The organism is Variimorphobacter sp. HTMS_6, from assembly GCF_059717775.1.
This window is the reverse complement of sequence record NZ_AP046094.1, coordinates 1,016,811-1,032,707: the sequence shown is the minus strand read 5'-3', so window position 1 is coordinate 1,032,707 and position 15,897 is coordinate 1,016,811. Positions and strand designations below refer to the sequence as shown.

Sequence of the window (15,897 nt, the reverse complement as noted above, 5' to 3'; positions counted from 1 at the left end):
TTGAAAACCTTTGTACATGGGTTTATACTCTGTTTTATCAGATTATAGAGGGGGATATTATGGCAACAATCAAGGATATTGCCAATAAATTAGGGGTTGCAATCAGTACCGTATCAAAGGGGTTGAACGGTGCCTGCGATATCAGCCCACAGATGAGACAGCTTGTTTTGGATACAGCTGTAGAGATGGGATATTCACCAAAAAAGTTGAGAGAACCGACCAAGCGTAAGGTATGTGTATTTATTGAAAATATGGATTATGCGAGTATTGAGCAGTTTGGTTATGAGATTTCCATAGGCTTTAAGCTAGCCGCTGCAAAGAGACATTGGGAGGTAACTGTTATTCCATCTAATTTAGATATACAGACAATTGAACATTATGATACCTACATGCTGGAAAATGGTTTTAGTGGAGCATTCTTACTTGGTTTTACACTACGGGATCACTGGATTCAACAATTAGGAAAAACGAATGTACCAACCGTGCTCTTCGACAATTATATCGAAGAGAATCAACATATCGGCTATGTTGGTACCGATTGTTTTGAAGGAATTGATCAGGCGGTACAACATTTATGTCAATTAGGTCATCAAAACATTGCATTTTTGAATGGTTCCAAGAATTCTATTGTATCAGAAACAAGAAATAAAGCTTTTATTTATGGCTTACATAAAAACAGATTGCCTCTTCATGAAAACCTGATTGTTTATGGAAACTTTACTACCACCTGCGCGAAGGATCATGTACTAAACTTCATCAAAGAGGGCGCAACTGCTATCATGTGTGCCACCGATGTGATTGCTGTAGGTGTAATAAGGGAGCTTCATAGACTTGGCCTCAGTGTCCCTGAGGATATCAGTGTCACCGGCTTTGACGATTTGACAATCGCTTCAAAGTTCCAGCCCTCCATCTCTACCATACGTCAGGATCGCAGGGATATCGGCAAAAGTGCATTTCTTTTACTGGATGGTCTAATACAGAATGTTCCGACCAGCAAGCTGTTTTTACGGGCGAAATTCATCCCCCGAGCCAGTACTTCATCATGTAAAGAGAGAACGGGGATATTCCTATCAAACGAACTATTACAAATAACTGAGTCCATTTGAAGGTATAGATATAAATAAAAAAGACACTCCTGGGTTTATTAGTGGGGTCGTACCGATTGGAACGATTCCGTTATAAAATAAGGTGTGTCTTTTTATTCATATATTAATTAGTCTTTATTTTCTACATTTATTCTAATAATATCATACTTTGCAATCCTATATTACTCAAATACTTACTACTTGCTAACCACACTTTTCTTATGATTATCCAGCTTATGATACAAAATTGTATATTCCTTCGCATACATCAATAATGATAATAACAGGAATGCTCCACAGATAAGAATTAGCACATTCGTCACCGAGTACCCCAGTGTAGGAACAGAAATCAGAACCAACATTACGGCATAGAATATGGTTGTTGAAACCTTCCCGAACCACTTTGCTCCATTCAATTTTGTTCCCTTTCTTAGCATCACAATCCCGGCAATTAACAGGAATACCTGCATTAGCACGAATAGGATTAGAAGCAGGAACATCCATCTAATTTTAACAACCAACACAAATATTAATGCAGCCTGTGTTAATTTATCGGCCAGTGGATCAACCAGCTTTCCAAAATCAGTTATCATATCGAACTTCCTAGCTATCATACCGTCAAAAAAATCAGTTAAACCGGATATGAACACCACCAAACCAGCACGAAGATAATCTCTGGGCGATTCCGCTTTTATATATAAAATTATAAAACATGGTATTAATAATAATCGAATATAGCATAATAAATTCGGTATTTTTATCAAATCACTTTTTGAGAATTTACTAATTAATTTCATCTCAAACCCCCTAAACTCGCTTTATGTAGATTAGTCTTATGTATTACTTTTAATAAAATTACTATTAATATATAAGTATTATCCAACAAATGCCATACTTATAACAAGTTTAACACAAATATTTGGGATTTGGTAGCCAATTTTTAAAATATGATAAAAAATCACTTTATCCTGAAACACAAAAGCAAATATATATTAATTCGCTTTATTAACATTCAGAACAAAGTGATTTTATTCATGGGAATCTTATTTTACTACAATATTTACAATCTTACCTGGTACATAAATCTCTTTCACAATGGTTCCAGTAAGTTTATCTGCTACAGCTTCTTTTGCTGCAGCGATTATATCATCTTTTGCTGCATCTGCTGCTACTAATACGGTAGTCTTAGTCTTTCCGTTAAGCTGTACAGCAATCTCTATCTCACTGTCCTTCATCTTTTCTTCGTCATAGGTAGGCCAGGTGTTTTTGAATACTGATTCGGTGTGACCTAACTGCTGCCATAATTCTTCACTTACATGAGGGATGAACGGAGCCAATAAGGTAACTGCTGTTTCTAAAGTCTCTCTATCAATACCACCTGTTTTTTTCACCATATCAAGCATTTTATTATTATATTCCATAAAACCGCTGACAACGGTATTTAAACTGAAAGTTTCAAGTCGGGTAGTGATATCATATACCATTCTGTTACGAAGCTTGATCATCTCCGTTGACTCAGCAACCTGGCTATCTTTGTTATCCATAACAAGGTTATAGAAACGGTTGATAAATCGGTACACTCCATCAATACCTCTGTCATCCCATTCACAATCAAGTTCCGGCGGTCCAACGAATAATTCATACATTCTTAAGGAATCGCAACCATAATCATTCACTAAATCATCCGGTGAAACTACATTTCCCATGGATTTACTCATTTTGGCGCCATTTTTTCCTACCATACCCTGATTGAACAGCTTCGTAAATGGTTCATCAAAATCCACCACACCGATATCATTTAAGAACTTAGTATAGAATCTGGAATATAATAAGTGAAGAACTGCATGCTCCACACCACCGATATACATATCAACCGGAAGTAATTCATGAGCCTTCTCTTTGGATACTAATTCTTTATCATTTTTATTATCTACATAACGCAAGAAATACCAAGAAGAACCTGCCCACTGAGGCATCGTATTGGTTTCTCTCTTTGCAGGAGCACCGCACTCAGGACAGGTAGTGTTAACCCATTCATGAATATCTGCCAGAGGAGATTCTCCTGTTCCGGTAGGCTGATACTTTTCTACCTCCGGTAATAATAACGGTAGCTGATCTTCAGGAACCGGAACTGCACCACAGTGTTCGCAATGAACAATCGGAATCGGCTCACCCCAATAACGTTGTCTGGAGAATACCCAGTCACGTAATTTATAGTTTACGGTTTTCTTACCGATACCCAATTCATCAAGCATATCAGGAACTTCCTGCTTTGCCTTCGAAGAATCCATACCGGTCCAGTCGCCTGAGTTTATCATGATACCAGGTTCGGTATATGCCTGGGTTAGTTCAGGATTTTCTTTTCCGTCCGGAGAGATTACCTGAATAATCGGAATACCAAACTTCGTTGCGAAATCAAAGTCACGATCATCATGAGCAGGTACACACATAATTGCACCGGTACCGTAATCAGCAAGTACATAATCAGATAACCAAATTGGGATTAACTTCTTAGTGATCGGATTAACCGCATAACTTCCAGTGAATACACCAGTCTTCTCTTTATCCTGCATACGGTCTACGGAGGATCTCATAGAAGATTTGTAGATATAATCCTCTACCGCTGCTCTTGTCTCATCTGTAGCTAGTTCCTTTGCCATCGCATGCTCCGGAGCGAGAACCATGAAAGTTGCACCATATAACGTATCCGGTCTGGTTGTGTATACACGGATTGATTGATCCTTACCATCAACTGTGAAATCAACCTCTGCACCATAACTCTTACCAATCCAGTCAGACTGCATCTTCTTAACCTTCTCAGGCCACTCAAGTTTATCCAAATCTTCCAACAGACGATCAGCATATTGAGTAATCTTCAACATCCATTGTTTTAAGTTTTTCTTGGTTACTGAAGAATGACATCGTTCACATTCACCGTTTACTACTTCTTCATTCGCAAGACCTGTTTTACAGGAAGGACACCAGTTAATAGGCATCTGCTTTTCATATGCCAACCCTGCTTTAAACATCTTAACAAAGATCCACTGTGTCCATTTATAGAAATCAGGATCTGTCGTATTCACTTCCATATCCCAATCATAGATTGCTGCAATTTCATTAATCTGCTTTTTAATGTTTGCCACATTTTCTGCAGTTGACTTGCTTGGATGAACACCCATCTTAATCGCATAATTTTCAGCCGGAAGACCGAATGCATCCCATCCCATTGGATGAATAATATAATATCCCTTAAGAATCTTATATCTGCTCCAAACATCACTGATTACATACCCTCTCCAGTGTCCTACATGCAAACCGCTTCCTGATGGATATGGGAACATATCCAAACAGTAGTATTTCGGCTTCTTACCGTCTTTGGGATTAACCGGGTTCTTCTCCCAGTATTTACTCCATTTCTTTTCGACTTCCTTATGATTATAAGGTGCTGCCATAGTATCTCCTCCAATCAATATGATCAATTACATTTATATTTTTAAATAAAAAAACCTTTCGCCTCAATTAAGAGACGAAAGGATATCTTCCGTGGTACCACTCTGTTTCGTAATATCATTTCTACCTATATTATACCCTAAAGTAGAATGACCATACGCACTTGATTTCGATAACGGGAATACCGCCCCAACCTACTTTAGTTCAGTCAGAGAGCTCAAAGGCGAGTTGGGAGTGTGCTGCTGCTGTCTCACACCAACCGACAGCTCTCTGGAAGCACAGGGACTCTTAATACTCCTTGTCCTAGCTTTATATATATTACTTATTAACTCTATATAAATATAATCATGCTTTGTAGTTTTGTCAAGGATTTTGTACGAAAACGCTTCCCACATGCAGTATGTCCTTCCTCATGTTTACCAAGCTATACGAATATAATTAAAAGAATTATTATAAATCAAGGAGAGTATATGAATATTATCATGGATTTTATCACGGATTATGGCTTAATTGCGATGTTTATTATCATTTTGCTTGAATACGCTTGTTTTCCAGTCTCCAGCGAAATCGTTCTACCGTTCTCCGGCGCAGTTGCCTCGATTAATAATACCAACTTCTTCGTTATACTCCCGTTGAGTGTGATAGCCGGCCTCATAGGAACCGGTTTATGTTACGCGTTAGGGTGGTATGGAGGGGGCGCTATTATTAGCAGAATTACACGTAAATTTCCCAAGACCCAGAAAGGCATTAATTCGGCCTATGAAAAGTTTAATACCCACGGAGCAGCCACTGTTTGTATCGGTCGCGTCATCCCTCTCATTCGCACCTATATTGCATTGATTGCCGGTGCCTCCAAACTTAATCCTGTTACCTACTTTACAGCATCTGCACTTGGAATCACGGTTTGGAATACTATCTTAATCGGGCTTGGGTATATTCTTCGCGAGAATTATAAGAATGTGGGTGAATATTATAATCGCTATAAACATAATCTTATCCCCGTTTTTATTGTATTCGCTGCTATTCTTATCGTTAACTTTGCTATAAAAAAGGGAAAGAAACGTAAAATCAATTCAGCTAAAGATTGATTTCTTAGTATGCACCGGATGACTTATCCAACAAAGCATTCATAATCCGATGCATGACTCATATAATTTAAAGAAGATTTCCTAACCAGGAGTGAGAACCTCTATGCAATGGCACAGTTTATCCGTAGAAGAGACCTTAAACAAATTAGGGGTCTCGCTGGATCAGGGCTTATCTACAAAAGAAACAAAAGAAAGACAGCATACATATGGGAAGAATATTTTAACTACGAAGAAGGGCAAAAGCAACGTAGTGAAATTCTTTGAACAATTTGCTGATTTCATGATCATCATCTTAATTCTTGCCGCTGTTATTTCTTTTGCAGTATCCTATTTTGAAGGCGAACCAGATTTTGTCGATCCTATTATCATATTAGTTATCATTGTTGTGAATGCAACGCTCGGCGTATTACAAGAGGCACGTGCAGAGAAAGCATTGGAAGCGCTTAAAAAAATGTCCGCTCCCTCCGCTCATGTGTTGCGTGATGGTAAAGTATCCATAATTGATTCCAGCGAACTTGTACCCGGTGATATCATTATGTTGGAAACAGGCGGCTATGTACCTGCTGACGCAAGATTAGTCTCCTCTGTAAATCTAAAGGCGGAAGAAGCCTCTCTTACCGGAGAGTCCCACCCTGTAGAAAAGATAGCTGAGGTTAAGCTAAGTCCGGAAACCAATATTATTGACCGACATAACATGGTGCTTGCCACCAGCACAATAACATATGGCAGGGGTATAGCAGTAGTAACAGACATAGGAATGAACACCCAGGTGGGGCATATCGCGACTTTGATAATGGATGAAGAAACACCGATGACACCGCTGCAAAAGCGTCTGGCAAAAACGGGAAAGATCCTTGGAATAGCTGCCTTATCCATCTGTGTCTGTATCTTCTTGATTGGATTGTTAAAGCAAATGCCTGTGTTTGATATGTTTATGACTTCGGTTAGTCTTGCCGTAGCTGCCATACCGGAGGGACTCCCGGCTATCGTAACCATTATGCTTTCACTGGGTGTACAGCGTATGGCAAAGAAAAATGCTGTTATTCGCAAGCTTCCAGCGGTAGAAACACTTGGTAGTGCAACCGTAATCTGTTCCGATAAAACCGGAACCTTAACTCAGAATGTTATGACGGTTACCAGGGTCAGCTCCATTAACGGCAAGGAAAATATGACGGGAGAATTTGCTTCCTTCCTCCTATCACATGCAGCACTTTGTAACGATGCCATTCTACAACTTGATAAAAAAGGCGCAACCGTAACCGGTGAGCCTACTGAAAAAGCATTAGTACTAGCTGCCTATCAAACTGGTTCTAGCAAGATTGACCTAGACAAAACATATCAACGAATAAATGAAATTCCTTTTGATTCATCAAGAAAGTTAATGACAACCGTACATAAGTCTTCCGATAATACGTATCGCAGCATTACGAAGGGCGCATTTGATTATCTTCTAGGACATTGCACCCATTATTATCTAAATGGCTCTCCTACCCCGATCACCTCTAGAGATAGGGTACGTTTAAATTCTGTTAACAACGAGATGACAGAAAAAGCCTTACGTGTCATCGCAGTAGCTTATAAAGATTTACCAAAACCGGTTGCTCATGCCAATCCCGTCCAATTAGAAAATGATCTGATTTTAATCGGTTTAATTGGAATGATTGACCCTCCGAGAGAAGAGGTAAAGAAAGCTGTTGCTCTGTGTCGTCATGCCGGTATCAAGCCGGTTATGATTACCGGTGATCATGTACTAACAGCCAAAGCAATTGCGAAAGAACTCGGTATTTTAGTAGGTGGCGAAGAAGCTATCACCGGAGATGCATTAAACCGAATGACTAATGAGGATCTAGCAAATCATATTAACCGATTTAGCGTGTTTGCAAGAGTATCTCCGGAACATAAGGTTAGAATTGTAAAAGCGTTCCAGAGCAAAGGAAATGTTGTGGCGATGACCGGTGACGGTGTAAATGATGCACCGGCTTTAAATGCTGCAGATATCGGTTGCGCGATGGGTATTACGGGTACGGATGTGGCTAAAAATGCTGCCGATATGATTTTAACCGATGATAATTTCGCGACGATTGTATCGGCGGTTAAGGAAGGTCGCGGAATTTATGATAACATAAAAAAAGCGGTTCATTTTCTCTTATCCAGTAATATCGGAGAGATATTAACCATATTTGTCGCTATCATTCTCGGCTTGCCAACACCATTAGTTGCCGTTCAACTACTTTGGGTTAATCTTGTAACGGATTCCCTGCCTGCCATCTCGCTAGGGGTTGAACCGACGGATAAAGATATCATGAAAAAGAAACCGGTATCCCCAAAGAAAGGCATGTTCGCTGATGGCCTTGCAGTAAAAATCATATTGGAAGGTATGATGATCGGCTCATTAGCACTGTTAGCTTTCGTGATAGGCTATCATCACTACGACCTACCCGCTTTCCTACAATCAAGTCAAAATGCTAACAGCCCAAACGATGATATGATTCCTTGGGTAGGTAGAACCATGGCATTTGCAGTACTCAGCCTCTCCCAGCTGTTCCACTCTTTTAATATGAGAAGTGAACATTCCCTGTCAGAGATAGGAATATTTAGCAACATGAAGCTCGTTATATCCTTTATCATATGTGCAACACTTCAGATCTCCGTAATCACCATAGCACCGCTTGCCAATATATTCCAGGTGGTTGGATTAACCGCACAACAATGGGCAATCGCTCTATTCTTAGCCTTTGTTCCTATTATCGTAATAGAATTACAGAAGAATATAAATTCATACTTCAAAAAATCGTAATAATTGATGCTTCGTAAATTTATGTTCCCATCACCACATACTCTCTTTTCAGTGTGAAAGATTGCTGCCGGAAGAACAAATCTTCCCTGTAATCATTAAATCCTGATAAAGAGAGTATTTTTATGCTAACATTTTCATTACTAGAATCCGCTTGTACTTGAAATCTGATTCAAATCGTTATATAGTATTGATAATACGGTTGGTTAGTATTTGCGAAATAAGTATGGAATACAAATTTCATCCAATTATTTTACAAATGCTTTAATACGCTTAAAACAGAGGTTTTGACATGATGAATGAAATAATGAACAATAATATAAAAGTTGCACCTTATGATGATTCTTTATTGGATCGTCATTCTATGTATGATATGGTTCCATTTACATGGAATCCGGATCTTAACGCAGATAAAAAATTTGTATTAGTTACAGGAAATGTAATCAAGGCATACCGTTGCCAAATAGTGGACATCATTGAAGTAGGTAACAAAGGATAATATTTTTAATTATGAGGTGAATCAAGTGAAAGTAGTACAATTAACATATAAATCAGCAAATTGTTATCTTGTACCGGCAAATGAAGGATGGATTATGATAGATACCGGTTGGCCGGATACATTTTCCCAACTTCTTCAACTGCTTTATCAAAATAATATTCCGGTAAATGAGGTGGATTATTTAATTATCACACATTTTCATCCGGGACATGCCGGTCTTACCCAAAACTTAAAGGATCTGGGCACGAATCTGATTCTGCACGAATCCCAGCTTCCATATTATAATAGGCTAAATAGCTTCTTTAAGAAAAATCCGAAGGCTAATTTTAAGGATATAACGAATAGTAATAACATTGTGATTAATAATTCAGACAGTCGAAGTTTTTTAGAATCTCTTAATATACATGGGGAACTCTTATCCACTCCGGGACATAGTGATGACAGTGTCAGCCTGGTTATCGATGATGAATTTGCCTTTATCGGAGATTTACCTACAATATTTAAACCTGAAGAGTACAATACGGTAATTGCGGACAGCTGGAATATGATTCAGCGTCGTAATGTAAAAACCATATATCCCGGACACGGAGAAGCATTTGAAATCGAAGAATAGTTACCTCTCTGATATTTTCTTTCTAGGGACGGTACATTAACAGGGTTACTCTAATTTATTTCCCTTATAACTTTCCGGTAATGCTACCCTTACTCATCATCGCTTATTTCATTCTGTCGGTGCAGACTCTTTAAGTAACAAATTACGTTTTCAGTATTATCCAGAAGCAAATTGTTTACCGCCGTCAGCATTTAGGTTGAGGCTAATTCTTTTTAATCTGTCACAACATTATGTGCCGTTACGTGCGATATCCGAGTGGAAACATATCTCTGAAGGATAATAACTTTTACGCTAGTTATAACCTTGGCTATTATAAACATTATCTTTAAAAGGAAGGGCTACCTCATTCATGCGGTAGCCCTTCCTTATAATTTGGTCTTGTGATTTATTTAAACACTTTAAAGGCATCCCGGCCAAGATAAACGGCCTTATCGCCCAATTCCTGTTCAATTCGAAGAAGCTGATTATACTTGGCAACACGATCCGTTCTGGAAGGTGCACCTGTTTTAATCTGTCCTGCATTTGTTGCAACGGCAATATCTGCAAGAGTTACATCTTCTGTTTCTCCGGAACGGTGCGATACTACCGCTGTCCATCGATTATTCTTAGCCATCTCAATCGCATCCAATGTTTCAGTCAGGGAACCAATTTGATTAAATTTAATCAGAACAGAGTTGCTGATATCTTGATTGATTCCTTCTTTGATACGACTGGTATTTGTAACAAATAGGTCATCACCTACCAATTGCACTTTGTGGCCGATACGCTCCGTTAAGAGCTTCCAGCCCTTCCAGTCCTCTTCTGATAAACCATCCTCCAAAGAAATAACCGGATATTTATTACAGATCTGATCCCAGAAGTCTACCATTTCTTCAACCGTCTTGTATTCTCCTGCCTTCCAGAAAAGATAATCTCCTTCTCTTCCGGCTTTTTTTGCTTCATCATACATCTCTGTTGCAGCAGCATCAATCGCAATATAAAAATCCTGTCCCGGCTTATAACCGGCAGCTTCTATCGCTTTCACGATATAATCCAGTGCCTGTGTATCGCTGGTAAACTTCGGAGCAAAACCACCTTCGTCTCCTACCGCGGTTACATAACCATCTGTTTTTAACAACTTCTTTAATGTATGAAATACAGTAGCGCTGTGCTCTAGTGCTTCCGCAAAAGAGGTAGCACCCACAGGCATAATCATAAATTCCTGAATATTTAGGCTTGAATCCGCATGCTTTCCGCCATTTATAATGTTCATCATCGGAACCGGAAGAACCTTTGCATTTACACCCCCAAGATAACGATATAACGGCATCTTTAAGGATGCAGCGGCTGCCTTTGCAGTTGCTAACGATACGCTTAATATCGCATTTGCGCCAAGCTTCCCTTTGTTCTCTGTACCATCCAATGCAAGCATGGCTCCGTCAATCTGTGTCTGATCACTTGCACACATTCCCTTGATATGATCCGCTATTAACTTATTAACATTTTCAACTGCCTTCTTTACACCAGTTCCCAAATAACGTGAATTATCTCCGTCACGAAGTTCCACTGCTTCAAATGCGCCGGTAGATGCGCCCGAAGGTACTGCTGCCCTTCCAACACTTCCATCCACCAAAGTCACTTCTGCCTCAACAGTTGGATTACCTCTGGAGTCCAGTATCTCTCTACCAATTACTTTTTCAATAATCATGTTTTTCATATTTACCTCCGTTCAGCTGATAGTTTTGACATTTGCTTTTGTCACTTAATCATTTTTGACAATTATCTTTTTTATTATCTGCTTTAATATGGAAAATATTCGGTACACTTAAATTATAATTCATTTACTCAAAAAAAACTACCTTTTATTGGATTGTTATACCTTATGAAAATTGTTATACTAATTATAATAAGCATTATTTAAATGGTAAAAAACTATTAATACTGTCCTTTCTTACTTAAGATGAATAATGTGAAAAATATCGAGTTTACTTTGATACGATAAAACGGAGGTCTATACAATGAGTAAAACATTTGAAAAATTACAACCCTTTCTGGAAAAATCCATGGCCTTACAAACTGCCCGTAATCTATTCGATTGGGATGAGCAAACTACAGCCCCTTTTGAAGCTGCTGATTATACCTCTAAGGTAATCGGTATTCTTTCGGATGAATATATGAAAAGTATGATTAACGATGATGTACGCAAACTTTTAAAAAAGCTTCAGGAAAAGAAGGAGCAAGAGGAATTAACTGAAATTGAAAAAGCGATTGTTAAGGAGGTTGGGAGAACCTTCGAACAATTGGAAAGCATTCCTCCCGCTGAATACCGCGAGTTTAACGAATTGACTTCAATTTCCAGCCGAAAGTGGGCAAAAGCAAAGAAGGATAATAAATATCAAGATTTCGCCCCTTATTTAGAAAAGGTAATCGAGTACAAGAAGAAATTTGCCAGCTATCGAGTTAAGGATGATAAGAAACCTTATGAGATATTGCTAAGCGATTTTGATGAATGCTTTATGATTAAGGATTTGGATCTTTTCTTTGACCAAGTAAAAAAAGAAATTATTCCCTTATTAAAGGAAGTGTCAAAAAAAGTAGAAACGATTGATAAGAGTTATAATTATCTCAATTATGATATTGAAAAGCAAAAGGAATTTTGTAAATACATTTGTGGATATATCGGTTTTGATTTTAATCGAGGCGTAGTAAGTGAAAGTGCTCATCCATTTACACTTCAGCTTCATAACCACGATGTAAGAATCACAACCAATTATAAAGAAGATAATCTGGAAAGTTCTATCTTCTCCATCATTCATGAAAGCGGCCATGCATTATATGAAATGAATATTGATGATGACATTACACAAACTCCAATCGGTGGAGGGGCATCCATGGTTATGCATGAGTCCCAGTCCCGTTTCTATGAAAATATAATTGGACGTAGTAAAGAATTCTGGGAACCAATTTATGATAAGCTAGTGGACACCTATTCAGAAAATCTATATTCTATCGGTTTGGATCAGTTTATCCGAGGAATTAACAAATCAGCTCCGAACCTGATACGTACGGAAGCGGATGAGCTATCCTATTGTATTCATATCCTAATCCGCTATGAGATTGAAAAGATGATTTTTAATGAAAAAGTCGATATCAACGAACTTCCCACTATTTGGAATCAGAAATATCAAGAATACATGGGTATCTCTCCTTCAAACGACACCGAAGGGATCCTTCAGGACACTCATTGGTCATGGGGTGAATTCGGATATTTTCCTTCCTATGCGATAGGAACTGCAATCGCATCACAAATATATGCTTATATGAAGGATCACATGCCCATCAATGATTACCTTAAGGAAGGAAACTTAACACCGATTCGTGAATTCCTACGTGATAATATTCACAAATACGGCGCTTTAAAAAATTCAAATGAAATCCTCACCGAAGTTTGCGGCGAGAAATTCTCTGCTGAATATTATATCAAATACCTTAAAGAAAAATATACTAAGCTTTATGATATACATTTTAATTAAGCGCTTGTTTTCCGGCATTAAAATACTAATATTATCTTCGCATATAATTAATGAATATGCAGAACTATTAATTTTTCTGCATAAATATTAATTTTATATTGCAAGTTTGAATAAAACGATGTAATATTATCTCAATCAAAACCTTAAGAATTCAGATTACAATATTGAGGTTAAAGATGCCCGCATTGGTAATTCTTTACTAATGCGCGCATTGAATAATATGAAATTCGGATGCCAACCGTGGCAGAATGGAGGCTTATATGAAACTTTGGGGCGGACGCTTTACCAAGGAAACCGATCAATTAGTCCATAATTTTAATGCATCAATCTCCTTTGATCAAAAATTTTTCAAACAGGATATTGAAGGAAGTATTGCTCATGTAAGAATGTTAGCAAAGCAGGAAATCATCTCTGAAGACGAAAAAGAAAGTATTATTGACGGATTAACCGGAATTCTGGTTGATATCATAAATGGTAGCCTAGTAATTGATAACGAGCATGAAGATATACATAGCTTTGTAGAAGCTCATCTAATAGATCGAATAGGGGCTGCAGGAAAAAAACTTCATACAGGCAGAAGCCGTAATGATCAAGTAGCATTGGATATGAAATTATATACTCGAGATGAAATCAAAGATATTGATGAATTAGTGAAGGAGCTGCTTGAGAGTATTCATCATATTATGAAAGAACACACCTCCACATTTATGCCTGGCTTTACTCATCTTCAAAAAGCTCAGCCTGTTTCATTGGCTCATCATTTTGGAGCATACTTTGAAATGTTTAAAAGAGATCGCTCCAGATTAACCGATATCTCAAAACGATTAAACCTATCTCCGATTGGATCCGGGGCTCTGGCTGGAACTACTTATCCTCTGGATCGAAATTATACCGCTAATCTACTGGGCTTTGACGGTCCCACATTAAATAGTATGGATAGTGTTTCTGATCGCGATTATCTAATTGAATTACTGAGTGCACTTTCCACTATCATGATGCACTTAAGCCGTTTCAGTGAAGAAATTATAATTTGGAATAGTAACGAGTACCGTTTTGTTGAACTTGATGACGCTTACTCCACCGGTTCCAGTATTATGCCTCAGAAAAAGAATCCTGATATTGCCGAACTGGTTCGCGGCAAAACCGGCCGTGTATATGGTTCACTGGTATCACTATTAACTGTTATGAAGGGTCTCCCACTTGCTTATAACAAGGACATGCAGGAGGATAAGGAATATACATTTGATGCAATTGACACCGTCAAAGGATGTCTCGCTCTATTTAACGGAATGATTGCTTCGATGAAGTTTAATAAAGAAAATATGGAAAATAGCGCTAAGAATGGTTTTACGAATGCAACTGATGCAGCAGATTACCTGGTATATAAGGGTGTTCCCTTCCGTGATGCACATGGGATTATCGGACAGCTTGTATTATATTGTATTGATAAGGATTGTTCCCTTGACGATCTCTCATTGGACGAATTTAAGAATATTAGCCCTGTATTCGAACAGGATATTTATGACGCAATCAGCCTGACCACCTGCGTAAATAAACGCAATACCATCGGGGCTCCAGGCTTGGAAGCGATGGCACAAGTTTTAAAACTAAACGAAGAATATCTTAATCAATAATTGAACTCTTATAAAAGAAGGGATGTTGCAAAATAAATTATTCTATCAAGGAACAATGTTATTTGCAATATCCCTTCTCTACTATCACTGAAATTGTATGATAATTACAACTGCATTAGCTATAACGACGATCGCGGTAGCAAAATGAAATTTCACCTTTTTCTCCCCTATTTTTTTTGTTCCTAGTATCGATAAGAAAATTACGAGTAAAAAACTTATGATCAAGTAAATAGGTGTAGATACATAATTTGACTGCTCACCGTTTACGTCCATATGTGTTGCAATTTTACCCGGTAGATTAAAGTAACCAATCACGTTCATAACTGCGGTAAATAAAATATATAATACTATCAAAATCTTCTCATAATATCGTTTAATGAAATACATCTTCTTCTCCTTTTACTAATGCATATTTTCAAAGCCAAATTATAACTCTCATTAACCTTATTGCATACATTTTTATGTAGCTCTTGTTCATGTATACGTCACGTCCATGTAGGCCTAATGCTCTTGTATACATCTCGTCTATGTTCACTTTCAAGTTTATGTATTCTGCTGTTCAAATTCACCAATCTAACACGCAAATTATAATCCTCTTTGTTCGTTTATACAATATCATTCTATAGAAGAAAAAATATTGTTTTTAACATTGACAGTTTTTTAACAATGTATTATACTTGGGTTCGTTAAGTAATTAACAATCTTGTAGTAATTAACTACTTAGCCTCCATGATGTGTGTTTTAAACATATCCAATGTCGCTTTGGCACAGCGACATCTAGAACCCTTGAAAGAATTCACGGAGGAGCACGCATCTTAAGTGTGAGCTTCACCGTTCTTTCTGTGCAAATAGATTGAATCGGTTTAGGTGTCACATCGACCCCAAACTTATTTAACTCTTTGCTTAATAACTCATGAAAAGGAGTAATCTTATGAATATTTATATTTGTGTCGGCAGCTCCTGCCATTTAAAAGGTTCCTATGACATCATACAACTTATGAAAGAAGCCATAGAAAAATATGATCTTGAAGATAAAATCCAGCTATCTGCTGCCTTTTGTCTGGGACGCTGTACCGATGGTGTATCGGTAAAAATTGATGAAGAAGTAGTCTGTGGTGTTTCAAAGGATAGTTTCGAAGGATTCTTTAATGACTATGTCCTATCTAAATTCTAACAAATTTAACATTAAATCTGCCCTAAAGCATTCTCTCGCAGAGCGCGG

12 protein-coding genes and 1 other annotated feature are annotated in these 15,897 nt (G+C 37.9%); of the genes, 8 read left to right on the top strand and 4 right to left on the bottom strand.

The genetic code is table 11. The annotated features are described in order from the left end of the window. The first annotated feature begins 59 nt into the window (after positions 1–59). Positions 60–1,106, top strand: coding sequence for a LacI family DNA-binding transcriptional regulator (locus AC6IWN_RS04535; RefSeq protein WP_497991187.1), 1,047 nt, complete (start codon positions 60–62; stop codon positions 1,104–1,106). Positions 1,107–1,282: 176 nt separating this feature from the next. Here the strand turns inward: AC6IWN_RS04535 and AC6IWN_RS04530 are convergent, their stop codons facing one another. Next, positions 1,283–1,882 (bottom strand): CDP-alcohol phosphatidyltransferase family protein, encoded by a 600-nt coding sequence (locus AC6IWN_RS04530; RefSeq protein WP_497991186.1) that lies wholly within the window; start codon positions 1,880–1,882, stop codon positions 1,283–1,285. A 246-nt stretch (positions 1,883–2,128) separates the two neighbouring features. After that, positions 2,129–4,537: a leucine--tRNA ligase gene (gene leuS, locus AC6IWN_RS04525; RefSeq protein ID WP_497991185.1), complete on the bottom strand. Its 2,409-nt coding sequence runs from the start codon at positions 4,535–4,537 to the stop codon at positions 2,129–2,131. 67 nt (positions 4,538–4,604) lie between these two features. After that, positions 4,605–4,849 (bottom strand) — a binding site (T-box leader). Between the two features lie 156 nt (positions 4,850–5,005). Between leuS and AC6IWN_RS04520 the strand changes: the two genes are divergently transcribed. The 4 genes from AC6IWN_RS04520 to AC6IWN_RS04505 all read left to right on the top strand — a co-directional run bounded on the left by AC6IWN_RS04520 (position 5,006) and on the right by AC6IWN_RS04505 (position 9,529). Further along, positions 5,006–5,623, top strand: a complete 618-nt coding sequence (locus AC6IWN_RS04520) for a DedA family protein (RefSeq protein ID WP_497991184.1) — start codon at positions 5,006–5,008, stop codon at positions 5,621–5,623. 103 nt (positions 5,624–5,726) lie between these two features. Then, on the top strand, positions 5,727–8,420 hold the full coding sequence (locus AC6IWN_RS04515) for a calcium-translocating P-type ATPase, PMCA-type (RefSeq protein ID WP_497991183.1): 2,694 nt from the start codon (positions 5,727–5,729) through the stop codon (positions 8,418–8,420). A 289-nt stretch (positions 8,421–8,709) separates the two neighbouring features. After that, the gene (locus AC6IWN_RS04510; RefSeq protein ID WP_497991182.1) at positions 8,710–8,916 is read left to right on the top strand and encodes a hypothetical protein; all 207 of its coding nucleotides are present in this window, start codon (positions 8,710–8,712) and stop codon (positions 8,914–8,916) included. Positions 8,917–8,941: 25 nt separating this feature from the next. Continuing rightward, positions 8,942–9,529 (top strand): MBL fold metallo-hydrolase, encoded by a 588-nt coding sequence (locus AC6IWN_RS04505; RefSeq protein ID WP_497991181.1) that lies wholly within the window; start codon positions 8,942–8,944, stop codon positions 9,527–9,529. A 385-nt stretch (positions 9,530–9,914) separates the two neighbouring features. Here AC6IWN_RS04505 and eno read toward each other — a convergent pair whose 3' ends face one another. After that, positions 9,915–11,225, bottom strand: a complete 1,311-nt coding sequence (eno, locus tag AC6IWN_RS04500) for a phosphopyruvate hydratase (protein ID WP_497991180.1) — start codon at positions 11,223–11,225, stop codon at positions 9,915–9,917. Between the two features lie 301 nt (positions 11,226–11,526). On the opposite strand from eno, the gene AC6IWN_RS04495 reads away from it, so the two are divergent. Then, complete coding sequence (locus tag AC6IWN_RS04495) at positions 11,527–13,041, top strand: carboxypeptidase M32 (RefSeq protein WP_497991179.1); 1,515 nt, start codon at positions 11,527–11,529, stop codon at positions 13,039–13,041. Positions 13,042–13,301: 260 nt separating this feature from the next. Continuing rightward, positions 13,302–14,675 (top strand): argininosuccinate lyase, encoded by a 1,374-nt coding sequence (gene argH / locus AC6IWN_RS04490; protein ID WP_497991178.1) that lies wholly within the window; start codon positions 13,302–13,304, stop codon positions 14,673–14,675. An 84-nt stretch (positions 14,676–14,759) separates the two neighbouring features. Here the strand turns inward: argH and AC6IWN_RS04485 are convergent, their stop codons facing one another. Continuing rightward, entirely contained in the window at positions 14,760–15,062 is a 303-nt protein-coding gene (locus AC6IWN_RS04485) for a DUF1648 domain-containing protein (RefSeq protein ID WP_497991177.1), read from the bottom strand. 544 nt (positions 15,063–15,606) lie between these two features. Here AC6IWN_RS04485 and AC6IWN_RS04480 point away from each other — a divergent pair. Beyond that, entirely contained in the window at positions 15,607–15,849 is a 243-nt protein-coding gene (locus AC6IWN_RS04480) for a (2Fe-2S) ferredoxin domain-containing protein (RefSeq protein ID WP_497991176.1), read from the top strand. Positions 15,850–15,897 lie beyond the last annotated feature (48 nt).